Annotated in this window: 23 protein-coding genes; 10 read left to right on the top strand and 13 right to left on the bottom strand. The window is 64.5% G+C overall.

Annotation, left to right across the window (positions count from 1 at the left end; genetic code table 11):
• Positions 1 to 73: 73 nt before the first annotated feature.
• Positions 74 to 1,057, top strand: coding sequence for a glycerophosphodiester phosphodiesterase family protein (locus tag PKE71_RS05325; protein ID WP_271185928.1), 984 nt, complete (start codon positions 74 to 76; stop codon positions 1,055 to 1,057).
• On the opposite strand, the gene PKE71_RS05320 is transcribed toward PKE71_RS05325, so the two are convergent.
• The 3 genes from PKE71_RS05320 to recA form a co-directional block, all read right to left on the bottom strand.
• Complete coding sequence (locus tag PKE71_RS05320; protein ID WP_271185927.1) at positions 1,054 to 1,512, bottom strand: nuclear transport factor 2 family protein; 459 nt, start codon at positions 1,510 to 1,512, stop codon at positions 1,054 to 1,056. The genes PKE71_RS05325 and PKE71_RS05320 overlap by 4 nt on opposite strands.
• Positions 1,512 to 4,166, bottom strand: coding sequence for an alanine--tRNA ligase (gene alaS / locus PKE71_RS05315; RefSeq protein WP_271185926.1), 2,655 nt, complete (start codon positions 4,164 to 4,166; stop codon positions 1,512 to 1,514). The genes PKE71_RS05320 and alaS overlap by 1 nt, the downstream gene beginning before the upstream one ends.
• 278 nt (positions 4,167 to 4,444) lie before the next feature.
• Positions 4,445 to 5,521 carry a recombinase RecA gene (recA, locus tag PKE71_RS05310; RefSeq protein ID WP_373878790.1) on the bottom strand — a complete coding sequence of 359 codons (1,077 nt, stop codon included), beginning with the start codon at positions 5,519 to 5,521 and terminating at the stop codon, positions 4,445 to 4,447.
• A 161-nt stretch (positions 5,522 to 5,682) separates the two neighbouring features.
• Here recA and mltF point away from each other — a divergent pair, with 161 nt between their 5' ends.
• Positions 5,683 to 7,053 (top strand): membrane-bound lytic murein transglycosylase MltF, encoded by a 1,371-nt coding sequence (gene mltF / locus PKE71_RS05305; protein WP_271185924.1) that lies wholly within the window; start codon positions 5,683 to 5,685, stop codon positions 7,051 to 7,053.
• A 9-nt stretch (positions 7,054 to 7,062) separates the two neighbouring features.
• Here the strand turns inward: mltF and PKE71_RS05300 are convergent, their stop codons facing one another.
• Positions 7,063 to 7,935, bottom strand: coding sequence for a DUF5694 domain-containing protein (locus tag PKE71_RS05300; RefSeq protein ID WP_271185923.1), 873 nt, complete (start codon positions 7,933 to 7,935; stop codon positions 7,063 to 7,065).
• A 116-nt stretch (positions 7,936 to 8,051) separates the two neighbouring features.
• On the opposite strand from PKE71_RS05300, the gene PKE71_RS05295 reads away from it, so the two are divergent.
• From PKE71_RS05295 to PKE71_RS05285, 3 genes are read left to right on the top strand one after another with little or no spacing between them, the layout of a single operon-like run.
• Positions 8,052 to 8,585, top strand: a complete 534-nt coding sequence (locus PKE71_RS05295) for a DUF305 domain-containing protein (RefSeq protein WP_271185922.1) — start codon at positions 8,052 to 8,054, stop codon at positions 8,583 to 8,585.
• 31 nt (positions 8,586 to 8,616) lie between these two features.
• A complete protein-coding gene (locus PKE71_RS05290) occupies positions 8,617 to 8,880 on the top strand; it encodes a DUF7218 family protein (protein ID WP_271185921.1) in 264 nt (87 codons plus the stop codon).
• Positions 8,881 to 8,898: 18 nt separating this feature from the next.
• Entirely contained in the window at positions 8,899 to 9,468 is a 570-nt protein-coding gene (locus PKE71_RS05285; RefSeq protein ID WP_271185920.1) for an NADPH-dependent FMN reductase, read from the top strand.
• A gap of 24 nt (positions 9,469 to 9,492) precedes the next feature.
• Here the strand turns inward: PKE71_RS05285 and PKE71_RS05280 are convergent, their stop codons facing one another.
• The 6 genes from PKE71_RS05280 to fliQ all read right to left on the bottom strand — a co-directional run bounded on the left by PKE71_RS05280 (position 9,493) and on the right by fliQ (position 15,407).
• Positions 9,493 to 10,263 carry a DpnI domain-containing protein gene (locus PKE71_RS05280; RefSeq protein WP_271185919.1) on the bottom strand — a complete coding sequence of 257 codons (771 nt, stop codon included), beginning with the start codon at positions 10,261 to 10,263 and terminating at the stop codon, positions 9,493 to 9,495.
• 94 nt (positions 10,264 to 10,357) lie between these two features.
• Positions 10,358 to 10,576: a hypothetical protein gene (locus PKE71_RS05275; RefSeq protein ID WP_271185918.1), complete on the bottom strand. Its 219-nt coding sequence runs from the start codon at positions 10,574 to 10,576 to the stop codon at positions 10,358 to 10,360.
• Positions 10,577 to 10,706: 130 nt separating this feature from the next.
• Positions 10,707 to 13,247, bottom strand: a complete 2,541-nt coding sequence (locus PKE71_RS05270) for a hybrid sensor histidine kinase/response regulator (protein ID WP_271185917.1) — start codon at positions 13,245 to 13,247, stop codon at positions 10,707 to 10,709.
• Between the two features lie 36 nt (positions 13,248 to 13,283).
• A complete protein-coding gene (gene flhB, locus PKE71_RS05265; RefSeq protein ID WP_271185916.1) occupies positions 13,284 to 14,384 on the bottom strand; it encodes a flagellar biosynthesis protein FlhB in 1,101 nt (366 codons plus the stop codon).
• A gap of 10 nt (positions 14,385 to 14,394) precedes the next feature.
• Positions 14,395 to 15,147 carry a flagellar biosynthetic protein FliR gene (gene fliR / locus PKE71_RS05260; RefSeq protein ID WP_271185915.1) on the bottom strand — a complete coding sequence of 251 codons (753 nt, stop codon included), beginning with the start codon at positions 15,145 to 15,147 and terminating at the stop codon, positions 14,395 to 14,397.
• Positions 15,144 to 15,407 (bottom strand): flagellar biosynthesis protein FliQ, encoded by a 264-nt coding sequence (gene fliQ / locus PKE71_RS05255; protein WP_271185914.1) that lies wholly within the window; start codon positions 15,405 to 15,407, stop codon positions 15,144 to 15,146. Before fliQ ends, fliR begins: the two co-directional genes overlap by 4 nt.
• 112 nt (positions 15,408 to 15,519) lie before the next feature.
• Between fliQ and PKE71_RS05250 the strand changes: the two genes are divergently transcribed.
• From PKE71_RS05250 to PKE71_RS05240, 3 genes are all read left to right on the top strand, one after another.
• Positions 15,520 to 17,433 carry a DUF885 domain-containing protein gene (locus PKE71_RS05250; RefSeq protein ID WP_271185913.1) on the top strand — a complete coding sequence of 638 codons (1,914 nt, stop codon included), beginning with the start codon at positions 15,520 to 15,522 and terminating at the stop codon, positions 17,431 to 17,433.
• A gap of 166 nt (positions 17,434 to 17,599) precedes the next feature.
• Entirely contained in the window at positions 17,600 to 19,492 is a 1,893-nt protein-coding gene (locus tag PKE71_RS05245; protein ID WP_271185912.1) for a DUF885 domain-containing protein, read from the top strand.
• 11 nt (positions 19,493 to 19,503) lie between these two features.
• On the top strand, positions 19,504 to 21,420 hold the full coding sequence (locus tag PKE71_RS05240) for a DUF885 domain-containing protein (RefSeq protein ID WP_271185911.1): 1,917 nt from the start codon (positions 19,504 to 19,506) through the stop codon (positions 21,418 to 21,420).
• 76 nt (positions 21,421 to 21,496) lie between these two features.
• Here PKE71_RS05240 and fliE read toward each other — a convergent pair whose 3' ends face one another.
• Genes fliE through flgB form a run of 3 tightly spaced genes read right to left on the bottom strand, consistent with a single transcriptional unit; the run spans position 21,497 to position 22,719 of the window.
• Positions 21,497 to 21,811, bottom strand: coding sequence for a flagellar hook-basal body complex protein FliE (fliE, locus tag PKE71_RS05235; RefSeq protein WP_271185910.1), 315 nt, complete (start codon positions 21,809 to 21,811; stop codon positions 21,497 to 21,499).
• Between the two features lie 38 nt (positions 21,812 to 21,849).
• Positions 21,850 to 22,263, bottom strand: a complete 414-nt coding sequence (gene flgC / locus PKE71_RS05230; RefSeq protein WP_271185909.1) for a flagellar basal body rod protein FlgC — start codon at positions 22,261 to 22,263, stop codon at positions 21,850 to 21,852.
• Between the two features lie 15 nt (positions 22,264 to 22,278).
• On the bottom strand, positions 22,279 to 22,719 hold the full coding sequence (gene flgB, locus PKE71_RS05225) for a flagellar basal body rod protein FlgB (protein ID WP_271185908.1): 441 nt from the start codon (positions 22,717 to 22,719) through the stop codon (positions 22,279 to 22,281).
• Positions 22,720 to 22,825: 106 nt separating this feature from the next.
• On the opposite strand from flgB, the gene PKE71_RS05220 reads away from it, so the two are divergent.
• Together PKE71_RS05220 and fliP are read left to right on the top strand one after the other, a co-directional pair.
• Complete coding sequence (locus tag PKE71_RS05220) at positions 22,826 to 23,155, top strand: flagellar biosynthetic protein FliO (RefSeq protein WP_271185907.1); 330 nt, start codon at positions 22,826 to 22,828, stop codon at positions 23,153 to 23,155.
• Entirely contained in the window at positions 23,152 to 23,907 is a 756-nt protein-coding gene (fliP, locus tag PKE71_RS05215) for a flagellar type III secretion system pore protein FliP (protein WP_271185906.1), read from the top strand. Before PKE71_RS05220 ends, fliP begins: the two co-directional genes overlap by 4 nt.
• Positions 23,908 to 23,916: the final 9 nt, after the last annotated feature.

Below are 23,916 nucleotides of genomic sequence, written 5' to 3'. Positions count from 1 at the left end.
CCGTTTTCAGCCGCGCATTGGCCCGATTTCCGCGCCACCCTCGCATCAGGGACAGACGATCGAGGGGATTTTCATGCGATATGGCCGCCTTGCCGTTGCCGCGATCGGTGCGACGGTGCTCGCCGCTTATCTGGGCAACGCATCCTGGCTGGCGCCGGAACCGGACCAGCCCTACTTCATTTCCCATCGCGGGGTGCATCAGACATTCGACCCGACCGGCGTCGGACCGCAGGACTGCACGGCCACGCGCATCGCCCCGATCACGCACACCTTCATCGAAAACACCCTCCCCGCGATTGGCGCCGCATTCGACGCCGGCGCAGAGATCGTCGAGATCGATATCCACCCCACCACAGACAACGAGTTTGCCGTCTTTCACGACTGGACACTGGATTGCCGCACTGACGGCACCGGCATCACCCGGGAGCACAGCATGGCGGAAATCCGCTCGCTGGATGCGGGCTGGGGTTATACGGCGGATGACGGCGCGACCTACCCGCTTCGCGGTACCGGCATCGGCCTCATCCCGTCGCTCGGCGAGGTTCTCGATGCCTTTCCGGGACGCCGTTTCGTGATCAATATCAAGAGCAATGACCCGCACGAGGCCGAACGCCTCGCGGTTTATCTGGATGCGCGGAACATCGACCCCGAACGCCTGATCGTCGTGGGAGCGCCCGCACCCCTGACCCGCCTCGCTGAATTGCGGCCGGGCATTCGCCAGCTGTCCCGGCGCGGACTGAAGGATTGTGCCCTGCGCTATCTGCTGACGGGGTGGAGCGGCTTTGTCCCGCAGGCCTGCCGGAACACCGTGCTGATACTGCCGAAGAATTATGCGCGCCTCGCCTGGGGCTGGCCCCGGCGGCTCGAACAGCGCATGGCGGATGCCAACACACTTGTCTGGGTGATGGGCGATCTGGACCGGGCGACGATGAACTCCACCGGCATCGATACGCTGGATGCTCTCGATGCGTTGCCGGACGGCTATTCGGGCGGCATCTGGACCAACCGGATCGAGCGCGTGAATCCGTCCGCCCTGGGTCGGCAGGAAGTCCGCTAGCCGGCTCCGCCGGTGCGTTTCATGGTCACGAAGGTTTCCGCCTCGATGCGCCAGGCGGTGCCGTCATGGCGCCATTTGGCGAAGTAGCGGCCGGAATAGCGCACCGACATCCCGTCCATCGACCAGCTGCCCCGCCAGCGGCCGGTTTCGGCGGCCAGCAATCCATCCTCGCTGATCTCGATGCGGGCCGGTGCGCGGACATAGGCGATGTCCGGCATGCTGGCGAACACTGCTTCCCAGGCGTCCAGCTGGGCCTGGCGGCCGGTGATCAGCTGGGCCTCGTCGCCTGGCACCAGCATCGCCTCCTCGCTCAGCACGTCAGCGATCGCAGGCATGTCGCGCGCGTCGAGCGCGGTGTTGAAGGCCTCCCGCGCCGACGCGACCTGCCGCGCCAACGCCTTGTCGCCGGTTAGCTGGACATCGCGGGACGCGGATGGTCTGGCCTTGCGGGACATCAGCCGGCCAGCGCCGTGCGGATGGCATCCAGCCCGGCCGCGGCATTGGCGCCATCCGGACCGCCGGCCTGGGCGAAGTCGGCCCGGCCGCCCCCGCCCTTGCCGCCGACAGCACCGGCCCCGGCGCGCACCAGCTCGACCGCGCTGAACTGTCCGGTAAGATCATCGGTGACGCCGACCGCCAGAGCCGCCTTGCCCTCATTGACGCCGATGAAGGCGGCCACGCCCGAACCCATCGAAGCCTTCGCCTCGTCGATCAGGCCGCGCAGATCCTTGCCGCCCACGCCCTCGACCACGCGGCCGATGAATTTGGTGCCGGCGATCTCTTCCGGACCGGCCGGCGCGGCGCCGCTGCCGCCGCCCATGGCAAGCTGTTTCTTGGCTTCGGCGAGCTGGCGTTCCAGCTTCTTGCGCTCTTCCATCAGGGAGGTGACGCGCGCGGCCAGATCGGCCGGTGTGACCTTCAGCGCATCGGCCGCAGCCCGGCCGAAACCGATCTGCTCGTCGACATAGCGGCGGGCGCCCTCGCCGGTCATCGCCTCGATCCGGCGTACGCCCGACGAGACGGCACTTTCCGACACGATCTTGAACAGGGCGATATCACCGGTGCGGTCGACATGGGTACCGCCACACAATTCAACCGAATAGGCCGTGTCGGCATCGGCCAGGGCACGGCCCATGGTGAGCACACGCACCTTGTCGCCATACTTCTCGCCGAACAGGGCCAGCGCGCCGGCTTCGATGGCCGCATCCGGGCTCATCTCGCGGGTCGACACGGCAACATTCTGGCGGATCACGGCATTCACCTGCGCCTCGATCGCCGCAATCTCCTCGGCTGTCACCGACTTGTTGTGGCTGAAGTCGAAGCGAAGCCGGTCCGGACCGACATAGGAGCCCTTCTGGGTCACGTGCGGTCCGAGCACGTCGCGCAGGGCAGCGTGCAGCAGGTGCGTGGCCGAGTGGTTCGCCTTGGTCGACACGCGGCGCGGCGCATCGACCGAGAGACGCGCCGTGTCACCGGCCTTGATCGCGCCCTTCTCCAGAACGCCGATATGGGCATGCAGATCGCCGGCGCGCTTTTGCGTGTCCTCCACCCGGAACACGGCACCGTTCTCGAACAGGATGACGCCGGTATCGCCGCACTGGCCGCCGCTTTCGCCATAGAAGGGCGTGCGATCGAAGACGAGTTCTGCTGTCTCACCGTCCGCCAGGCTGCCGGCCTCGGCCCCGCCGGAGACGATGGCGGCCAGACGGCCCTCGCCTTCGGTGCCGTCATAGCCGAGGAATTGCGTCGCCCCGGCTGTGTCGCGCACGCCGAACCAGACGGCTTCGGGCGCTGCATCGCCGGAGGAGAACTTGCTGGCGCGGGCATCCGCACGCTGCTTGTCCATCGCCTTGTCGAAACCGGCCTCGTCGACCGTCATACCCTTGGCGCGAAGCGCATCCTGGGTGAGATCGAGCGGGAAGCCGTAGGTGTCATAGAGCTTGAACGCCGTCTCGCCGGGCAGCACACCGCCCTCGCCCAGACCTTCGGTGGCCTCTTCAAGCAGGGACAGGCCGCGGCCGAGGGTGCGCTGGAAACGCTCTTCCTCGACTTTCAGCGTGTCTTCGAGCAGCGCCTGGGCGCGGCCGAGTTCGGGATAGGCATCGCCCATCTCGGCCTTGAGGGCCGGCACCAGCTTCCACATCACCGGTTCGGTCGCGCCCAGCAGGTGGGCGTGGCGCATGGCGCGGCGCATGATCCGGCGCAACACATAGCCGCGCCCCTCATTCGACGGCGACACGCCATCGGCCATCATGAAACAGGTCGAGCGCAGATGGTCCGCGATGACCCGGTGGCTTGCCAGGGCATCGCCCTGCGCCTTCACACCGAGCACGTCTTCACCGGCGTGGATCAGATTGGCGAACAGGTCGACATCGTAATTATTGTGCTTGCCCTGCAGGATCGCCGCGATCCGCTCCAGCCCCATGCCGGTGTCGATGGACGGTTTGGGCAGGTCGATCCGGGTGTCGGCATCGATCTGCTCGAACTGCATGAAGACGAGGTTCCAGATCTCGATGAAGCGGTCGCCATCCTCGTCGGGCGAGCCGGGCGGGCCGCCCGGAATGTCCTCGCCATGGTCGAAGAAGATCTCCGAACACGGACCGCACGGACCGGTATCGCCCATGGACCAGAAATTGTCGGAGGTGGAGATGCCGATGATCTTCTCGTCCGGCAGGCCGGCAATCTTGCGCCACAGCGCCCGGGCCTCGTCATCCTCGGAGAAGACCGTGACGAGAAGTTTGTCCTTGGGCAGGGCGAATTCCTTCGTCACCAGCTCCCAGGCATGGCTGATCGCGCGCTCCTTGAAATAGTCGCCGAAGGAAAAATTCCCCAGCATCTCGAAGAAGGTGTGGTGGCGCGCCGTATAGCCGACATTGTCGAGGTCATTATGCTTGCCGCCGGCGCGCACGCATTTCTGCGACGAGGTCGCGCGCGGAATGGCGCGCTTTTCCTTGCCGGTGAACACATTCTTGAACGGCACCATGCCCGCATTGACAAAGAGCAGGGTCGGGTCGTCCTGCGGCACCAGCGGAGCCGATTGCACCACTTCGTGATCGTGGCTCGCGAAATAGTCGAGGAAGGTGGCACGGATGTCGCGCAGGCTGGCCATGGATTACGGTCCGTCGTGTTGCGGGCGCGGGCGAGACCATGATGGTCGCAAACCCGCCGATTTTTCTGGATATCATATAGAAACGGGTGCCCGGCCTAGCCAAGCACCCGTTTACAATCAAGCTGCGATTGCCGGAGCGGTGTGTCGCTGGAGCCTGTTCCGCGCCGGCGCTTGCCGTTCTCCGGCCCTTTTCAACCAGCCAGACTGCCAACCCGCCGGCGCCAGAGACAATCAACAAAGACCGGCTTGCGCCTCATCCTTCCGCCAGTCCGGAACGATCAACCGGCTGCGACCTCGTCGTCCGCATCGGGACCGGTGAGCATCTCGTTGGCGATCAGGCCGGCATTGGCCCGCACCTTCTTTTCGATCTCGTCGGAGATATCCGGGTTGTCGAGCAGGAATTGGCGCGCATTCTCGCGGCCCTGACCGATGCGTTCGGAATTGTAGGAGTACCAGGACCCCGACTTCTCGATCACATCGCCCTTGACGCCGAGGTCCAGCAGCTCGCCCATCTTCGAGATGCCTTCGCCATAGAGGATGTCGAACTCGACCTCGCGGAAGGGCGGCGCAACCTTGTTCTTGACCACCTTGACGCGGGTCTGGTTGCCGATCACCTCATCGCGGTTCTTGATCGCACCGATGCGGCGGATATCGAGACGGACGGACGAGTAGAATTTCAGCGCATTACCGCCGGTCGTGGTTTCCGGAGACCCGAACATCACGCCGATCTTCATGCGGATCTGGTTGATGAAAATCACCAGGCATTTCGACTTGGAAATCGAGCCCGTCAGCTTGCGCAGCGCCTGGCTCATCAGGCGCGCCTGCAGACCCGGCAGACTGTCGCCCATCTCGCCTTCCAGCTCGGCGCGTGGCGTGAGTGCCGCCACGGAGTCGATCACGAGGACGTCGACAGCACCGGAGCGCACCAGCGTATCCGCGATCTCGAGCGCCTGTTCGCCGGCGTCCGGCTGGGACACCAGAAGCTCGCTGACATCAACGCCCAGCTTGCCGGCATAGACCGGGTCGAGCGCGTGTTCGGCATCGACGAAAGCGGCGACGCCGCCGGCCTTCTGGGCCTCGGCGACGGTGTGCAGGGCGAGCGTGGTCTTGCCCGAGCTTTCCGGACCGTAGATCTCGATGATCCGGCCTTTCGGCAGGCCGCCGATGCCCAGGGCAATGTCGAGCCCCAGCGAACCTGTGGAAATCGCTTCGATATCCATCGAGGGACGCTGGCCGAGCTTCATCACGGAGCCCTTGCCGAAGGCCTTGTCGATCTGGCTCAGCGCCGCCTCGATGGCCTTCTGCTTGTCGGTGTTTTTGTCGTCCTTCACGAGTCGAATCGCGCCCTTGCTCATAGCCTTCATCCCTTATTTCACGCCCCCGGGGTGCGGGCAACCGATGTCAGGCGTACCAGTTTTGTTCCGGGAACACAAGTGGAACATTTATGGTTAACAAAACGGAACAAACGGGTACATTCCGATTGCACAACGGCGCATTCGCGCTACAGTCCGGGATCATGGGACGTCCGTTTCTGTCAGTGGCGAAGGCGGTGCTGGCCGTCATTGCCGGGCTCATTCTCGTTCAGTGCGCGCCGGACCGGCAGGGTCTGGACGACACCTCTCTGGCCGATGTCCAGGCCCGGGGCGAGCTCGTCGTGCTCACCCTGGAGGGACCGACCAGTTTCGAGGCCGGTGACAGCATGCCGACCGGCTACGAGGTCGAGCTGACGCAGGCGTTCGCGGACAGTCTGGGGGTTGCCGCCCGGTTCGAACCGCGGCGCGACATCGACAGCCTGTTCGACAGCCTGGACGCCGGCGAGGGCCATATCGCCGCCGCCAATCTCACTGTCACGCCGGCACGGCGCACACGGGTCTCGTTCGGCCCGGCCTACAAGTCTGTCACCGAGCAGCTGATCTGCCGGCGCGGCGGGCGCGAGCCGACCACGCCGGACGCTCTGCCGGGCACCACGATCCGCGTGCTGGCAGGATCGAGTTACGAGGAAACGCTGGAAACCCTGGCGCGGCAGCAGCCGGGGGTGCGCTGGAGCGCGCGAACCGCCGGCTCGGCCATGCCGCTCCTGGAAGGCGTCGATCGCGGCACGTTCGACTGTACCGTCTCGGACAGCCATCTCGCGGACTTCGCGCGCCGCCGGCATCCCGAGCTCGATGTCGCCATGACGCTGACCGAGGAACGCCCGCTCGCCTGGGCCCATACGGGCCGTATCGAAGGCCTGGACCAGGCGATGGCGGACTGGTTCGCCTCGGCGCACGAAACCGGCCTGCTCGCCGATCTGGACGAACGCTGGTTCGGCCGTTTCGGCGCTTTCGACTATGTCGATGTGGCGCGCTTCGTACGCCGTGTGCAGAGCCGTCTGCCGCAATACCGCCCGGCCTTCGAACGGGCCGCCGCAGACCTGCCCTTCGACTGGGAGCTGCTGGCGGCGCAGGCCTATCAGGAATCCCACTGGGATCCCGATGCCGTCAGTGCGACGGGCGTGCGCGGCCTGATGATGCTGACCCTGTCGACCGCGCGCCGGGTGGGCATCGAGGACCGCAACGACCCCGAACAGAGCATTGCCGGGGGCACGGCCTATCTCGCCGATCTCTATGAGCGCGTGCCGGACGGGGTGACGGGCGAGGACCGGATCTGGTTCGCCCTCGCCGCCTACAATGTCGGCATGGGGCACATGTATGATGCGCGGGCCCTCGCCGAACGCCTCGGGCGCGACAAGAACTCCTGGGACGACCTTGCCCGCACCCTCCCCCTGCTCTCGGACCCGCGCTATTACGAGACATTGCGCCATGGCTATGCCCGCGGCCACGAACCAGTGCGCTATGTGGAGAAGGTGCGGGAATACCGGGCCCTGCTGGACGCCCAAGGCATCTAGGTTACAACACTATTCCACCGCCGGTGCCGGCGGCACATCCGGCAGGTAGTCGAGCGGATCGGCCAGTGTCAGCCAGGGCGAGGCCGCCACCAGATCGCGCAGGATCGCCGCATGCCCCTGGCCGACGATCATGAGAACGCGTTCGTCCTCTCGTCCCTCCAGCTCGTAGAGCAGATTCTGCAGCATCAGGATGTTGCGCGTGTACCAGTTGCCCACCGTATAGGCGCCAGCGGGACTGCCATCGGGCTCCCAGCGGCGGATCTGGTAGGCGAGATAGAAATCCAGGTTGGCGTCGAGCGCCGCGTCGGTATTCATCCAGGCCAGCACTTCCCCGACGGTATGCGCCGCCTGCCGCGCCTCGGTCTCGGCCGTGAAGCCGCGCCCGAGCGCATTGGTCGCCGCCTCGACAGCGGCGAGGTGCGGATCCGGCTCCGATCCCGCCAGCTGCTGGTAGGCGAGCAGCAGGTCCTCATAGGCCATGAAACGATGATCGGCATCGATCGGCGCAACCCGGTCCAGCCCCATGCGATCCGCCATGCGGAAGCCGATCTGCTGGCGTTCATTGACTGACAGCTCGGCCTCGCCCGCCCGCCAGGCGGCGTAGCCCTCATTGATGGGAGATGACCGGCCGGCCTCCACGGCGACCATGGTCGGCGCGAAAACGGCAAGACCGTCAAGCAGGTCTGCGATCTCGGCCTGGCGGCGCTCCGACAGCATGTCATCAGCACGCGCATTGTACTGGTCCCGCCCCGGATTGGAGAAATGATACGTCCCCAGGATCAGCACTTCGGCGACCGGTTCGGGCCGCGGTGGCGTCTGGGCAGGTGTTGCGGACGTGGCGGCTGCAAGCGTGACCGCGGCCATGATGACTGTTCGCAGCATGAGTAGCTCCCTCTCGTCTCGAACAGGAGATGCCCGGGGGCGAGCAAACAGATGCAACGGAACTCCACCGGTCCCGCGCCCGTTGCATGGGCACAAGCCGGCACAGAGCTCGCACGATGTCCCCGACTGCCCAACGCTATCTGAAGTTTGCTGCGATGATCCTCACCTCCATGGTGGTGATGTTCGCGATCAAGTATCTCAACACCTACACGGCCGACCACGTGCATTTCTCGCGCACACGCTTCTTCATGACCTTCATGATGGGGGCGGCCATGGCCGTGGTGATGCTGTCCTTCATGCTGTCCATGTACCGCAGCTCACGGATCAATCTGGCTATCTATGCCGGTAGTGTGGTGGTGTTTCTCGCCGCGCTCTGGCTCACACGAAGCCAGACCACGATCCACGACGAAGCCTGGATGCGGGCCATGATCCCGCACCACTCGATCGCCATTCTCACCTCCGAACGCGCCGAAATATCCGATGTCCGCGTCCGCGAGCTGGCTGACGGCATCATCGAGGCCCAGCGGCGCGAGATCGACGAGATGCACTGGCTGCTCGAGGACATCGCTGCCAATGGCGAAGCGCAAACGGCCGCGGAAGCGGCTGAACGTCCGGTGCCGGAATTCTCGGCCGGCAACGGGCCGTCATGAACCCCAACACCCGCAACGGAAAGGTCCCGCCATGCCACAGAGAGATCCCGGCCCCTCGGTCAAGGATGACGAACTCTACGAAAAGCTCCGCGACGAGGGCATGAGCAAGGAAAAGGCCGCGCGTATCGCCAATGCAAAAGCGGCCGGCGACCGGCCGATGCAGGCCGGCGGCAAGTCGCCGCCCTACGAGGAGTGGACCAAGGAGGAGCTTTACGAACGTGCGCAGGAGATCGGCATCGAAGGCCGCTCCGGCATGGACAAGGCAGCGCTGATCGATGCCCTGCGCAACCACTAGAAATAGAGGAGGTGTGTCATGACCCGCCCCATCACGATTGCCGGCATTTCCGGCAGCCTGCGGCAGGATTCCTTCAACACGGCGGCCCTGCAGGCCGCGGCCGAACTGGCCCCGGACAAGGTGACAGTGAACCTGCTCACACTGCACGATATCGAACCGTTCAGCGAGGACACCGAGGCCGGAGGCTGGCCGGACGGCGTTGCCGCGCTGCGCGAGAAGATCGCCCCGGCAGACGGGGTGCTGTTCGCGACGCCGGAATACAACTACTCGATCCCGGGCGTCCTGAAGAACGCCATCGACTGGCTGTCGCGCCCGACCGGCGAGGGCCCGATCACCGGCAAGCCCGCCGCGATCATCGGCGCCTCGCCCAGCCCCTTCGGCACCGCCCGCGCCCAGGCGCATCTGCGCCAGGTCGTGTTCTACAATGCCATGCCGCTGCTGCCCTATGACGAAGTGCTGGTGATGAAGGCCGGCAGCAAGATCGAGGACGGCCGCCTCGTCGACGAGGAAAGCCGCGATTTCGTCAAGGAATTGATGGCCGACTTCGCCGACTGGGTGCGCCTGCACACGGAGAGGAAGGCGGGGTAGGGGCCGGGGCAGCACAGGCGGCCGCTATCTGCCGACAATTCTGTAGCGACCGCGTGAGACAAATTCCAGCCAGCCATTATCACGCAAGACCTGTAGCTGCTGGCGAATTTTCTCTTTCACGTGGCGGTTGTTGGGATAGATCGCCTGGAGTTCACCCGCGAACCCATAGGCATCGTCCGTCGTGAACTCCTGACGCTCCAACGCATCCACGCAGCGCATGACGTTAACGAGCCATCCCCGCGACGCTTCATTCTTGTCCGCTAAAAAAAGGCTGCGCCGCCAACGGGATATAACCTCGTCCTGCGGAAGCGGATGCCCGTCTTCGACAATCGGTATGCGCCCTGCTTTGGGGACGCGGTCGTACAGGATATTGCAGCCAACCCAGCCGGCACGCCGTGCATTGGGACCGAGCGGCCTTCGCTTTTCGATGATCCCCATTGTGAAGAAGTGTTTGGGAACCACGATCAGGTTCTTTACCGCCAAGCGGTCCCGGTCATAGGCAAGCAAAAGCAGACTTGGATTGCTCCCGCTCGACAGCCTTTCGGACATAGCCGAATAGGCACCGTCGACAACCTTCTTTCCGAATGATCGCTTCGAACTCTTTAGCTCGAATTCCTCAGCGCACCCCCCGCAATGGAGGTCGGCAACCGGCCGATTGTTCTCATACCCGGTGAGAGGACGAGACCCGCATCCTGGACAATATAGTTCCGTCGCCGCCCATTGTTCCGTCCAGACGCGAGCGGACTGGGCGCCGCTTTGGTACGGCGTCTGCGCTTCCTCGAACTTCAGCTTCAATGCGTGTCTCTACTATGGAGCGATTAATACGCGTTGAAACTAGCGATGCCCCTCTCCGGGGCAATCGAAAACTTGTTCAAATAGCGACAGGCGCTCATGCATTCCTGCGCGAGATACCCTCCACCTCATCACCACTATTGTCGATGACAGCTACCCGTACGTCATCGAATTCGGTCACGCCGTCCCGCTCCCAGTCATAGCTGCCACCATCGTCATATGCCCAGTCAACCGCTGTTTCGGCGTCTGGGGCATCAATAAAGGCAACGTAGTTCACATATGCATCGACCTGCTTGCGCACCCGGAACGTCGGCATATTCGCCTCCACAATCTACTTATAATTGCATGTTTATACAAAACAATCAATAGCGACTGCAGGGGATTTATCTGCCAAGAGAGACGATCCACCGAAGCAAGAAGCTGCCAGTGAAGTTAGGGGGTCGCCCCTACCCCGCCTGCTCTCCCAGCTCTTCCTTCACCTTCTCGGCCAGCTGCGTCAGCGTGAAAGGCTTGGGCAGGAAGCTCACATCCTGTTCCTTGGACAGCGTGTCGGAGAACTGCTCGGCGGCATAGCCGGAAATGAACACCACGCGGGTGCCTTCCAGCATGTCACGGGCCTTTTCCAGGAGGCCGGGACCGTCGAGGCCCGGCATCACGACGTCGGAGATCAGGAGGTCGAACCCTTCTTCGTCATCCTCGAGGATTTCATAGGCTTCCTCGCCGTCACAGGCTTCCACCACGTCATAGCCGCGCTTGGCGAGCGTCTTGGCCGCGATGGCCCGCACCGCGTCCTCGTCCTCGACCAGGAGGATGCGGCCACGGCCGGACAGGTCCTCGGGCGCCTTCTCGACGGTCTTCTCGGCTTCGGCTTCGCGCAGTTCGACCGTCTCTTCCTCGGTCGGTTCGTGGCCTGGCAGGTAGATGGTGAAAGTCGTGCCGACACCGACCTCGGAATCGGCGAACAGGAAGCCGCCGGACTGTTTGACGATGCCGTAGACGGTGGCGAGGCCAAGCCCCGTGCCCTTGCCCGCCTCCTTGGTGGTGAAGAAGGGCTCGAAAATCTTCTCCATCGTCGCCTTGTCCATGCCGTGGCCCTCGTCGGTGACGGCAATCGACAGCCAGTCGCCCTCGCGCGGATTGGGAGCGCCGGCATTGCGCACGACATCATCGCTGACACGGGAGGTCTTCACGGTCAGCGTGCCGCCGCCCTTCTCGCGCATCGCGTCGCGGGCATTGGCGGCCAGGTTGATGATGGCCGTTTCCAGCTGGCCCTTGTCGGCCTTGATCATCGGCAGGTCACGGCCATGGATGATGTCGAGCCTTACGGTCTCCTCGACGATCTGCCGCAGGAGAACGGAAACGTCGGACAGGAGATCGCCGATATCCAGCGTCTCCATGCGGAAGGTCTGCTTGCGCGAGAAAGCCAGCAGCTTGCGCACCAGGCCGGCAGCGCGGGCGACGGTCTGGTTGATCGCCTGCAGCTCGGAATAGTCCGGATCGCCGACCGGATGACGATTGAGCAGCTCGTCGGTATTCAGCCGGACGGCGGTGAGCAGGTTGTTGAAGTCGTGGGCCACCCCCCCGGCCAGCTGGCCGACTGCCTGCATCTTGTTGGACTGGGAGAGCTGGCGCTCCATCTCCTTCCACGCCGTCACGTCGATAACGTAGGCAACGCGCTTGCCGCCACGGGCGGGCGCAAAGGCGAGATGGACATAGAGTTGACCGTCCGGCGTCACCAGCCGGGCTTCGGCCGGATCGCCACTGCCGGCCATGGCGGCTGAGAAGGCATCGACCGGCGAACGGCCGTCATCCCAGTTGAACAGGTCGCAGAAACGCGTGCCGGGGATGGCGCGGCCGCCGGTGAGCTGCATCAGCGCCGGATTGGTATCCTCGATGATGGCGGTTTCCGGATCGGCACCGTCCAGGCGCACCACGCCGAACGGCGTGGTGGCGAACATGTCTTCCATGGCCGTACCCGCCGCCGTGCAGCTCTCGGCCATGGACTGGGCCACGCCCGGAGGCGCACCGGTCCGCGACAGGCCGTACATCACGGCCCGCCCCAGCGCGCCCTCGCCGGGCAGCCATTCGACCACGATCGCGACCGGGCTCTCGATACCGTCGCGTGCCTTCAGGCGGGCGTCGATCCGGGCAGCGCCCTCGCCGCCGCGGCTGTAAAGCACGCTGCGCGCGCCGTCGCCGGCCAGGATATCGCGCAGCGACGGGAAAGGCGCGCCTTCAGTAAGGCCCAGCCACTCGCGGAAAGTGGCATTGCCGCCGACGATGTCGCCATTGGCGCGCAGGGAGAACAGCGCCACCGGTGCATGCAGGCTCCAGTCGGCGGACACCGGCTCCGCGCCGGCTTCGCCACCGCGTTCACCGGCGCCGACGAGACGCCACAGGATCAGCCCGTCGGCCTGTGGCGAAGCCTCCAGGTGGAAACGCCGGATATCGCCCTCGCCCAGATCGAGCGGCGGCATCCTCTCGCAGGCCCCCTCGCCACGGGCCGCGGCCCGCGCCAGACGGTAGACCGTGCCGTCGCCGCCACCGGCTCCGGCCCAGAGGCGGTCAATGGTCGGCAGACCGAAACTCTGGCCGAAACCGCCCGCCTTGCGTGCCAGCGCATGATAAGCCGCATTGCCCCAGCGCGGCGCGCCACGCCGGTCGGAAATCAGCACGGGCTCGGGAAAGGTCTCGATCGCCCGGAAAGCCAGCGCCGCGGGCGTGGGAGCACGATTCTTCTCGATCTTGCGGCGCAGATTGCGCCCCGCCGTCTCGCCGGCGGCGATGGCGTACAGCACCAGGAAACCGACCGCAGCCAGGCCCGACAGATAGACAAAGCCCTGCCAGCCATCCTCGCCCGCAGCAACGACCGCCGCCCCGAAGGCGACCACGGCGATGGCGCCGCAGACCCAGAAGGCCACCCGGCCGATCGGCCGCGACCAGAGCGGCTTGCGGGATTTGGGTTCGGGGGCAGACGTCTCGGCCATGGGATGCTCCGGCACGGATCGGTGGAAGGCGTGAGCCTATTCGGTCGACTCGCTCGGACGATAGCGTGCGCGGCGTCCCTGTGCGAGCGAGAGAACATAACCGATCACCTTGGCGACTGCCTGGAAGTGCTCGGTGGGGATTTCCGTATCGAGGTCGGCTGTCGCATGCAGGGCGCGCGCCAGCGGCGGATCCTCGACGATGGGAATGGAGTGCTCGGTAGCGATCTCGCGGATACGCAGGGCCACGGCATCGACGCCCTTGGCGACACAGATCGGTGCCGGGGTCACCCCCTGCTCGTATTTCAGCGCGATGGCATAGTGGGTCGGGTTGGTGACGATCACCGTCGCGTCCGGCACCTGGGCCATCATGCGGCGCTGTGAGCGTTCCTGGCGGATCTGGCGCAGCTTGGCGCGCACCATGGGATCGCCTTCGGACTGCTTCAGCTCGTCCTTGATCTCGCGCTTGGACATGCGGTTGCGCTTCATGAAGCTCTGCCGCTGGAACATGTAGTCGAGCCCGGCAATGATCGCGTAGACGATCAGCGCGGCCAGCATCAGCTCGATCGCCGACTGGCGAACGATGGCGAGTACCGAGGCGATGTCGAGCGCCGGCAGGCCGGCCAGCATTTCGCGCTTGGGATAGAGCACGACGAAGGCTGCCGCCGCGACCAGCGCCATCTTGCCGATACCCTTGAGAAAGTTGGCGATGCCCTGGGGACCGAAATTGCGCTTGAAGCCCTCGATCGGGTTCAGCTTGTCCAGCTTGGGCTGGATCTTCTCGGTGGTGAACAGCATGCCCTGCTGGACGTAGTGACCGGCGAAACCGGCGACTGCCAGAAGCGCGATCGGCAGACCGACAATGCCTGTCACATGCCAGGCCGTATCGCGCATCATCCGCATGACGGCATTGGGATCGACATCGAAATTGTGCGGCTCGGCGAAAAAGACCTGCATGTCCGCCGCGAGCGCGCGGGCCATGGGCGGGAAAGCAAAACTGATCAGGGCCAGGCCGGAGGCCAGCACGAACCAGCCCGGGATTTCCTGGGATTTGGCAACATCGCCCTTCTCGCGGGCGTCATCGAGACGCCGCTGTGTCGGTTCTTCCGTTTTCTGGCTGTCGTCTTCGCCTTCCGCCACACCAGCCTCCCTAGTTCATGTCCGTCGCGAAGCGCTGCATGCGCTCCAGCCAGACAGCACTCATCGCCCCGAGGGATATGGCGAGGATGAACAGGCCGACGATGATATTCGACGGCATGGCGATAAAAAAGATCTGCGCCTGGGGCATCAGCCGCGAGAGCACCCCCAGCGCCAGATAGAAGACCAGGCCGAACACGATCAGCGGCGCGGCCAGCTGGACGCCGATATTGAAGGCATCGATGAAGGCGTTGAGTGCCCATTGCGCGCCGTCCGCCATCGACGGCATCTGGCCAGGATCGAACACGTCGTAGGAATTCACCATCATCGCGAGCAGGAGATGATGGGTATTCGTGGCGAAGAGCAGCAACAGGAAGGTGAGATTGAGGAAGGTCGCGACCAGCGCGCCCTGCTGGCCCTGCGACGGGTCGAAGCTCTGCGCCATGGCCAGGCCGGACTGCATGCCGATCACCTGGCCTGCTACGGCTGCAGCCGACATGAAGATGCGCGCCACGGCACCGATCATCAGCCCGGTCACCACCTCACCCATCACCAGACCGGCCAGCATCAGCGGCTGGTCCGGCAGGGCCGGCAGGCGCGGCGCGATCAGCGGTCCGATAACCACGCACACCAGGAGCGCGAAGGACAGGCGGATGCGCATCGGAATGCTCGGCTCGCCGAAACCCGGCATCAGCATCAGGATCGCACCGATCCGTGCAAACACGAGACCGCCGGCAAAGACGAGTTCGGGCGCCTGCGGGATCATGGCGTGGAGATCCGGTCGAAGATCACCGTCATGAAGCCGGACATCAGACCACCCATCAGCGGCAGGAAGATCAGCAGCGCAATGAAGATGGCGATGATCTTCGGCACGAAGACGAGCGTCATCTCCTGCACCTGGGTCAGCGCCTGGAACAGGGCAATGGTGACGCCGACAGCCAGACCGACCAGCATGATCGGGGCCGACATGGCCAGCATCAGCCAGATCGCTTCGCGCGCAAAATCGAGGACTTCCGGTCCGGTCACGCCTCGCCTCACCTTCTGCGGGGAGAATCGGGTTTACGGTTAATTATGTTTACGAATGCGCGCCGCGCGTTAAGAAAGAGTCAATTCAGCTTAATCGGGGGAGTTATCCACTATGCGTCTTCGCAGCTTTCTGATCGGTACGTCCTGCCTGGCCCTTCTGGCCGCCTGCGCACCGACCGACGACACCGCCGAAACCGCGACGCCGGCCAGCGAAACGGCTGCAGCCGGGACCACAGCGCCGGACACGCAATCCGCCGAACAGGCCGATGCCGGCGAGCAGACCGAGACCGAGCGTCTCTTTGCCTGGTTCGACGAACAGTTCCAGGAAGAGCTCGACCGCTCGCCCCTGTTCAAGACCTATCTGGGCATGATCGACGATGTCGAGGCCTATGGCGAATGGGACGACGTGTCGGAAGAGGCCTTCCGTGACACCCTCTCCCGCGAGGCTGCCCGCACCCGCTACATGCGCGAGAATTTCGACTATGACGCCCTCACCCATGAGGGCCAGGTCGCCTGGCGCTTTGCCGAATTCATCGCTGCCAACAACGCCCAGCAGGGTGAGTTCTGGGATCACGGCTACATCTTCACCCAGTTCTTCGGCCCCCACACCCAGCTTCCGACCATCCTGATCGGCTATCACCGTGTCGATACGGTCGAACATGCCGAGGCCTATATCAGCCGCCTCAACGGTCTGGGCGATGTGATCGAGACCTATACCGCCCAGGCCGATGCCCGCGCGCAGGACGGCGTGCTGGCCCCGGCCTTCGCCTATCCGATCGTGGTCACCGCCGCCCGGCGCTTCATCACCGGCGCGCCCTTCGACGACAGCGGCGAGGACAGCCCGCTGCTGGCCGACTTCCGCAGCAAGGTGGAGGCGCTTGAGATCGACCAGGCCGAGAAGGACCGCCTGATCGCCGAAGCCGAAGCGGCCCTGATGGCCGAGATCGGCCCGGCCTACACGGCGCTGGTCGAGACGATGGAGCGTCATGGCGAGATGGCCGACGGCCGCAACCAGGGTGCCTGGGCACTGCCGGAAGGCGAGAGCTTCTATCGCAGCCAGCTGAACAACTACACGACCCGTACCGACCTCTCGGCGGCCGATATCCACCAGACCGGTCTGGACGAGGTTGCCCGTATCCACGACGAGATGCGCGCCATCATGGAAGAAGTCGGTTTCGAAGGCACGCTGCAGGACTTCTTCGTCCACCTGCGCACCGACGACCGGTTCTACTATCCGGACACCGAGGAAGGCCGTCAGCAGTATCTCGACCAGGCCACCGCCTATGTCGATCACGTGATGGAGATCGCGCCGCAATACTTCAACACGCTGCCGGAAGCGGATCTGGAAGTCCGCGCGGTCGAGGAATACCGCATCGAGACGGCCACCGGCGCCTTCTATGAGTCCGGCGCCCTCGATGGCTCCCGTCCCGGCGCCTACTACGTCAATCTCGCCCACATGCGCGACAATCCGAACTATCTGATCGAGACTCTGTCGTATCACGAGGGTGCGCCGGGCCATCACTTCCAGATCGCTCTCGCCCAGGAGCTCGAAGGCGTGCCGATGTTCCAGCGGCTGCAAGGCTATTCGGCCTTCTCCGAAGGTTGGGGCCTCTATGCGGAAAACCTCGGCAAGACGATGGGCGGCTTCACCGATCCCTACCAGGATTTCGGCCGCCTCTCCTACGAGGTCTTCCGGGCCGCGCGCCTGGTCGTCGATACCGGCATCCACGCGATGGAATGGAGCGAGCAGGACGCGATCGACTACATGGTCGCCAATACGCCGATGCCGGAAGGCGATATCGTCAATGAAGTGCGCCGCTACATGGTCTGGCCGGGCCAGGCCGTCTCCTACAAGGTCGGCATGCTCACCATCCTGGAACTACGCCAGCGCGCCATGGATGCCCTGGGCGATGATTTCGACATGGGCGAGTTCCACGATGTGGTCCTAACCAATGGCTCGATCCCGCTCACCCTGCTGGAACAGCTGGTCGACGACTATATTGCGGCGAACCAGGCCGCCGAATAGACGAACCGCGTTTGACAGGCAGGGCCCACACGGGGCTATGCTGCCGGACAGGACGTGACAGGGGTCAGCCGCTGCCGGCGCAGCGGCTGACGTCTGTTTGATCGTAGCCAATTCGGATAATGGCGCCGGCCTGCGACCCAGCCGCCGCCGGTCTGGGGAGACCGACATGAAGTATTCGATCCGCACACCGCTTGCTGTCTCGCTCGTCGCCCTGCTGGCGGCCTGTTCCCAGCCCGACGACAGCGCCACGCCGCATAACGAGCTGTCCGGCGCCGCCGTTGAAGCGGCCCGGGCCGCCCAGGCCGAACAGAGCGAAAGCGAACGCCTCTATGCCTGGTTCGACGAGCTGTTCGAGGCCGATCTCGTCCGTTCGCCACAAACCCAGACCCAGCTCGGCCGGATCGGCAATCTGGACGCCTATGGCCGCTGGGACGCGGTGACCGACGAGGCCGCCGCCGCCGACCAGCAACGCCGCATCGACCGCCTGGCCTATCTGCGTGACAGTTTCGACTATGACGCGCTCGACGCGGATGCCCGCGTCTCCTATCGCGTTTTCGAATACCTGCAGGAAACCGGCATCCGGCAGTATGAGTTCCGGGACCAGAACTATGTCTTCACCCAGATGTTCGGTCCGCACACCGGTATGCCGACCCTGCTGATCAGCCAGCACCGGATCGAGAATGCCGATCACGCCGAGGCCTATATCCGCCGCCTGGAAGGACTGGGCCCGGTTCTCGACACGCTGATCGTGCGCGCCGACGAACGCGCCGAGGCCGGCGTCCTGCCGCCGCGCTTCGCCTTCGACTACCTCATCGGCAACACACAGGCCCTGATCACCGGCGCGCCCTTTGACGACAGCGGCGAGGACAGTCCGCTGCTGGCCGACTTCCGAAGCAAGGTCGAGGCACTGGATATCGACCAGGAGGCAAAGGACGACCTCATCGCCCGCGCAACCTGGACGCTGGAGAGCTCTGTCAGCCTGGCCTATCGCCGCCTGATCGACATGTTCGAACGCCATGCCGGGATGACGGATACGCGCGACGGTGCCTGGAAGCTGCCGCGCGGCGAAGCCTATTACGAAAGCCAGCTGGCCAGCTTCACCACCCTGCCCGACCTGTCGCCCCAGGAGGTCCATGATATCGGCCTTGCCGAGATCGACCGCATCCATGGCGAGATGCGCGCCATCATGGATCAGGTGGGTTTCGAAGGCTCGCTGCAGGACTTCTTCGAATTCATGCGCACCGACGAGCAGTTCTACCTGCCGAACACGGATGAGGGCCGCGCCGAATACATCGCCGGTGCCAATGCCATTTTCGATCGCGTGCGCACCGTGCTGCCGGACTATTTCGACACCATGCCGGAAGCGCCGCTCGTCGTCCGGGAAGTCGAGGCCTTCCGCGCCGCCGGTTCACCCAGCGCCTTCTACAACTCGCCGGCGCTCGACGGCTCTCGCCCCGGCATCTACTACGCCAACACGCTGAACATGCGGAACCTGCCGACCTACCAGATGGAAACGCTGGCTTATCACGAGGGCATTCCCGGCCACCATTTCCAGCTGGCCCTGGCCCAGGAACGTGAAGGCACGCCGATGTTCCAGCGCCTGCTCTACCTGTCGGCGTTCGGCGAGGGCTGGGCGCTCTATGCCGAAAGCCTGGGCAAGGAGATGGGCCTGTTCACCGACCCCTATCAGGACTTTGGCCGCCTCGCCTACGAGCTCTGGCGCGCCGGACGCCTCGTGGTCGATACGGGCATCCACTACCTGCAATGGTCGCGCGAGGACGCCATCGAGTATCTCATGGCGAACACCTCCTTCACCGAGGAGGAGATCGTCCGTGAGGTCGAGCGCTACATCGTCTGGCCGGGCCAGGCGACCTCCTACAAGATCGGCCAGATGCGTATCCGCGATCTGCGCGACTATGCCCGCGAAGAGCTGGGCGATGATTTCGACTGGGGCGAGTTCCACGATGTGGTGCTGACCAACGGATCGCTGCCGCTGCCCGTGCTGACCGAACTGGTCAATGACTACGTCGCCGGGAAACGCGGCGACGGCCAAGAGTGAGGGGAAGAGTTATGACGAAGACCGCAATGACCTGGCTGGCCGGGGCGTCGGCGCTGGCCCTGCTGGCCGCCTGTTCGCAACCCGCCGGGGATCATTCCGCCGCAGGACAGACGCCAGCCGGCGCCGACCGTCCGGAGTCCGGCTCCACGAACGCTGAAGCCGCTGGCGAGACGTCGCAGACGGCCGATGCCGCCGAAACCGAAAGCGAGCGCCTGAACGCCTGGTTCGACGAGGTGTTCGAGGCGAATCTGGCCCGCAGCCCGATGTACCAGACCTATCTGGGCCGCAAGACGGATTACGAACGCTGGAACGATGCCTCGCCGGAATTCGAGGCCGAGAGCTATGAGATCGGCCAGGCCAATCTCGCCCATATGCGCGAGAATTTCGATTTTGACGCGCTGGACGAGAGCGCACAACTCTCCTGGCGCCTGTTCGAATATGATGCCGAGCGAAGCGAAGCCGGCTGGCGCTGGCGCGATCACGGCTACACATTCACGCCGCGCTCGGGCCCGCACATGAACACGCCCACCTTCCTGATCAACAATCACCGGGTGGACACGCTTTCGGATGCGGAAGCCTATGTCGCACGGCTGGAAGGCATGGGTGACTATCTCGACCAGAATATCGCCAATTCGCGCCGCTCGGCCGAGCTGGGCATTCTCACGCCGCGCTGGACCTACGAGCCGATGATCGCCACCGCGCGCAATGTCATCACGGGCGCGCCCTTCGATGACAGCGGCGAGGACAGCCCGCTGATGGCCGATTTCCGTGGCAAGGTCGAGGCGCTGGACATCGACCAGGCCGAGAAGGACCGCCTGATCGCCGAAGCCGAGGCGGCCCTGACGAGCGTCGTCGAACCCGCGTATCAGCGGATCATCGCCCTGTTCGAGGAACAGGCCGAGATCGCCACCGACGATGACGGTGTGTGGAAACACCCCGACGGCGGCGAGTTCTACAACTACCTCCTGAACAACTACACGACGATGGATCTGTCGGCCGAAGAGATCCACCAGCTCGGCCTCGCCGAGGTCGAGCGCATCCATGGCGAGATGCGCGCCATCATGGACGAGGTCGGCTTCGAAGGCTCCCTGCAGGACTTCTTCGAGTTCATGCGCACCGACGAGCAGTTCTACTATCCCAACACCGATGAAGGTCGGGCCGACTATCTCGCCGACGCCACCGCGCTGATCGACACGATGCGCGAGACGCTGCCGCAGATGTTCAACACCTTCCCGGAAGCCGAGCTGGAAGTACGCCGCGTCGAGCCCTTCCGCGAGAACGCGGCCGGCAAGGCCTTCTACCAGCGCCCGGCCCCGAACGGCACGCGTCCCGGCGTCTACTACGCCAATCTGCGCGACATGGCCGACATGCCGACCTACCAGATGGAAGCGCTGGCCTATCACGAGGGCATTCCGGGCCATCACATGCAGCTGGCCATCATGCAGGAACTGGACGGCGTGCCGGCCTTCCGGCGCTTTGGCGGCTACACCGCCTATACCGAAGGCTGGGGGCTCTACACCGAATACCTGCCCAAGGAATTCGGCTTCTATTCCGACCCCTATTCCGACTTCGGCCGGCTGGCGATGGAGTTGTGGCGGGCCTGCCGCCTCGTGGTCGATACCGGCCTGCACTATCACCAGTGGACGCGCCAGGAAGCGGTCGACTACCTGCTGGAAAACACGCCCAATCCGGAAGGCGATGTGCGCAATGCCATCGACCGCTACATCGTCTATCCGGGCCAGGCCAATGCCTACAAGGTCGGCATGCTGGAAATCCTGCGCCTGCGCGGCGTAGCCGAAGAGGCCCTCGGCGAGGCCTATGACATCCGCGACTTCCACGATGTCGTTCTGACCCAGGGCGCCATGCCTCTGGCCGTGCTGGAAGAACGCGTGAACAACTGGATCGCGGAGACCCGAGCGGCGGAATAGACCACTTCGGCATCGGAACAAAAAAGGCCTCCCGGTCAACCGGGAGGCCTTTTTCTGTTGCGGCAACAAACCGAAATCAGATCGGCATGCGCAGGATTTCCTGATAGGCGCGGACCACCTCGTCGCGCACGGCGACGACGGTCTCCAGCGAGATCTCGGCGGCGGACACGGCCGTGACCACGTCCAGCAGCTCGGCTTCGCCGGCGGCAGCGGCGGCGGTCATCTGTTCGGCATTGGCCAGGGCACCGGACGTATCGGCAATGGCCGAGGAGACCATATTGCCGAAGTCGAGCAACGGCGTCGCTTCGGCTTCCTTGGCGCCACCCACCGATTGCTGGGCGGCACGGACCGCAGCCTGATAGGCCTGGACGGCGGAAAGATCGGCAGCCATGGGCTCACTTCCTCATTCTGAGAGCGGCGCGCGCAGTTCTAGCGGCGCAGCAGGTCCAGCGTACGCTCCTGCATGCGCCGGCTGTTTTCGATCATGTTCAGATTGGCTTCGTAGGAGCGCATCGCCTCGCGCATATCCATCATCTCGACCAGGGTCTCGACATTGGAGGTGCGCACATAGCCGGCTTCGTCCGCGGCCGGATGGCCCGGATCGAATTCCAGCGTGAACTCGGTCTGGTCGTAAGCGACATCATTCATGCGGACATGGTTCAGCCCCGTCACGCGATCCAGCTCGGCCTCGAAGACCGGGATCTGGCGGCGATAGGGATCCCCGCCCGGCTCGCGCGCCGTCGAGTCGGCATTGGCCAGGTTCTCCGAGATGATGCGCATGCGCGCTGCCTGGGCCCGAAGGCCGGCTGCAGAGATCGACATGGCGTCAGATGCGTCGCTCATCCTCTAGCTCCTCACTTAGCGCCCGGCCGGCTTGATCGCCATGCGGATCAGCCCCAGGCTCTTCTGGTACAGGGTCAGCGCGCTCTCGTACTGCATGCGCGTTTCCTGGGCCCGGACCATCTGTTCTTCCAGCACGACCGAATTGCCGTTGACCGTGGTTTCGGAGTCCGGCGCGTCGGTCGTTTCCCAATTGCGCGATGCCGAACCGCCGGCAGAACCGGACATGTGCCCGGCCTCGCTGGTCAGCATGCGCACGCGCGACGGGCCATTGCCGGCCTCGTGGCCGCGCATCTGGCGCTGTACCGCGCGATTGAATTCGCTCTCGTCGAGATCCTTCGCGGTGTAGCCAGGCGTGTTCGCATTGGCCACATTCTCCGAGATCACCCGCTGGCGCTCGGTGTTGAAGCTCATCGACTGTCGAAGAAGTGCCAGAACCGACACGTCGTCGGGCCGCATCCGCGAATCCCCTTTTCTACCGTTAACGAAGGTGCGCCGTCACAGTTAACGCGCACTTAACCGCATCACCGGACAAGCGGGTAATCTCTTATGAGGCAAAGGCCCGATGACCGATATCGTCGACTGGACCCACTATTTCTTCGCCGTTTCGGTGCTTGCCGTGCTCGTCGGCGCGCTCGGCCTGTTCGGCTATGCCGTGCGCCGCGGCTGGATCCTGCAGGGCATGACCGGCCTGCGCGGCTTCGGCGCCGGCATGGAGCGCCGGCTGAACCTCAAGGAAACCCTGGTGATCGACCCGCGCCGCCGCGTGGTCATCGTGCAGGCTGACGACACCGAACATGTGGTCCTTCTGGGCGCGGAAGCGGAAACCGTGCTGGCCAGCCGGCCGGCCGCTGCGCCCCGGACATCCGACATCGAAACGGAGGATGCGGCATGAAAAAGGGCTTCTGGTTCTGCGCCGCGCTCTTCGTCCTGGGCATCATCACCCTTCTGGGTGCGGGCGCCGAGGCACAGAGCATCACGATCGATACCGGCACCGAGGGCGATCTGACCGAGCGCGTGCTGCAGCTGGTCGCCCTGCTCACCGTCCTGTCGCTGGCGCCTTCCATCGTCATCATGACGACCAGCTTTGTGCGGATCATCGTCGTTCTGTCCCTGCTGCGCACCGGGCTGGGCCTGCAGCAGAGCCCGCCGAACGCCGTTCTCGTCTCGCTGGCCATCTTCCTGACCGGCTTCATCATGGCGCCGGTCTTCACCCAGTCCTACGAACAGGGCATCCAGCCGCTGATGGAAGACGAGATCGAGCTGACCGAGGCTTTCGACCTGTCGACCGGCCCGCTGAAGACCTTCATGCTGGCCCACACGCGCGAGGACGATCTGGCGCTGTTCATCGAGATGTCGGAACAGCCCCTGCCCGACACGCCGGAAGCGACCTCATTCTGGATCGTCGCGCCGGCCTTCATGATCTCAGAACTGCGCCGCGCCTTCGAGATCGGCTTCCTGCTCTTCATTCCCTTCCTGATCATCGACCTCGTCGTCTCCTCCATCCTCATGTCGATGGGTATGATGATGCTGCCGCCGATCGTGATCTCCCTGCCCTTCAAGCTGATCTTCTTCGTCCTGATCGACGGCTGGCGCCTCGTCACCGGCTCGCTGATGCAGAGTTTCGGGACGATAGGCGGGGGCTGACCCGAGCCG

Origin of the sequence: Maricaulis virginensis (assembly GCF_027922185.1) — a bacterium.
In the GTDB taxonomy this organism is placed as follows: Bacteria; Pseudomonadota; Alphaproteobacteria; order Caulobacterales; family Maricaulaceae; genus Maricaulis; species Maricaulis virginensis.
Note: the sequence above shows the minus strand (reverse complement) of the source record. Positions and strands in the feature narration are given on the sequence as shown.

Excerpts from the sequence above, each read along its gene's own strand:
- PKE71_RS05245 (WP_271185912.1), top strand. The coding sequence starts at position 17,600 with ATGAAGTATTCGATCCGCACACCGCTTGCTGTCTCGCTCGTCGCCCTG.
- fliP (WP_271185906.1), top strand. The coding sequence starts at position 23,152 with ATGAAAAAGGGCTTCTGGTTCTGCGCCGCGCTCTTCGTCCTGGGCATC.
- PKE71_RS05275 (WP_271185918.1), bottom strand. The coding sequence starts at position 10,576 with ATGCCGACGTTCCGGGTGCGCAAGCAGGTCGATGCATATGTGAACTAC.
- fliE (WP_271185910.1), bottom strand. The coding sequence starts at position 21,811 with ATGGCTGCCGATCTTTCCGCCGTCCAGGCCTATCAGGCTGCGGTCCGT.
- PKE71_RS05270 (WP_271185917.1), bottom strand. The coding sequence starts at position 13,247 with ATGGCCGAGACGTCTGCCCCCGAACCCAAATCCCGCAAGCCGCTCTGG.
- PKE71_RS05300 (WP_271185923.1), bottom strand. The coding sequence starts at position 7,935 with ATGCTGCGAACAGTCATCATGGCCGCGGTCACGCTTGCAGCCGCCACG.
- fliR (WP_271185915.1), bottom strand. The coding sequence starts at position 15,147 with ATGATCCCGCAGGCGCCCGAACTCGTCTTTGCCGGCGGTCTCGTGTTT.
- PKE71_RS05290 (WP_271185921.1), top strand. The coding sequence starts at position 8,617 with ATGCCACAGAGAGATCCCGGCCCCTCGGTCAAGGATGACGAACTCTAC.
- mltF (WP_271185924.1), top strand. The coding sequence starts at position 5,683 with ATGGGACGTCCGTTTCTGTCAGTGGCGAAGGCGGTGCTGGCCGTCATT.
- flgB (WP_271185908.1), bottom strand. The coding sequence starts at position 22,719 with ATGCGGCCCGACGACGTGTCGGTTCTGGCACTTCTTCGACAGTCGATG.
- PKE71_RS05320 (WP_271185927.1), bottom strand. The coding sequence starts at position 1,512 with ATGTCCCGCAAGGCCAGACCATCCGCGTCCCGCGATGTCCAGCTAACC.
- PKE71_RS05240 (WP_271185911.1), top strand. The coding sequence starts at position 19,504 with ATGACGAAGACCGCAATGACCTGGCTGGCCGGGGCGTCGGCGCTGGCC.
- alaS (WP_271185926.1), bottom strand. The coding sequence starts at position 4,166 with ATGGCCAGCCTGCGCGACATCCGTGCCACCTTCCTCGACTATTTCGCG.
- recA (WP_373878790.1), bottom strand. The coding sequence starts at position 5,521 with ATGAGCAAGGGCGCGATTCGACTCGTGAAGGACGACAAAAACACCGAC.
- PKE71_RS05220 (WP_271185907.1), top strand. The coding sequence starts at position 22,826 with ATGACCGATATCGTCGACTGGACCCACTATTTCTTCGCCGTTTCGGTG.
- PKE71_RS05250 (WP_271185913.1), top strand. The coding sequence starts at position 15,520 with ATGCGTCTTCGCAGCTTTCTGATCGGTACGTCCTGCCTGGCCCTTCTG.
- PKE71_RS05325 (WP_271185928.1), top strand. The coding sequence starts at position 74 with ATGCGATATGGCCGCCTTGCCGTTGCCGCGATCGGTGCGACGGTGCTC.
- flgC (WP_271185909.1), bottom strand. The coding sequence starts at position 22,263 with ATGAGCGACGCATCTGACGCCATGTCGATCTCTGCAGCCGGCCTTCGG.
- PKE71_RS05285 (WP_271185920.1), top strand. The coding sequence starts at position 8,899 with ATGACCCGCCCCATCACGATTGCCGGCATTTCCGGCAGCCTGCGGCAG.
- PKE71_RS05295 (WP_271185922.1), top strand. The coding sequence starts at position 8,052 with ATGTCCCCGACTGCCCAACGCTATCTGAAGTTTGCTGCGATGATCCTC.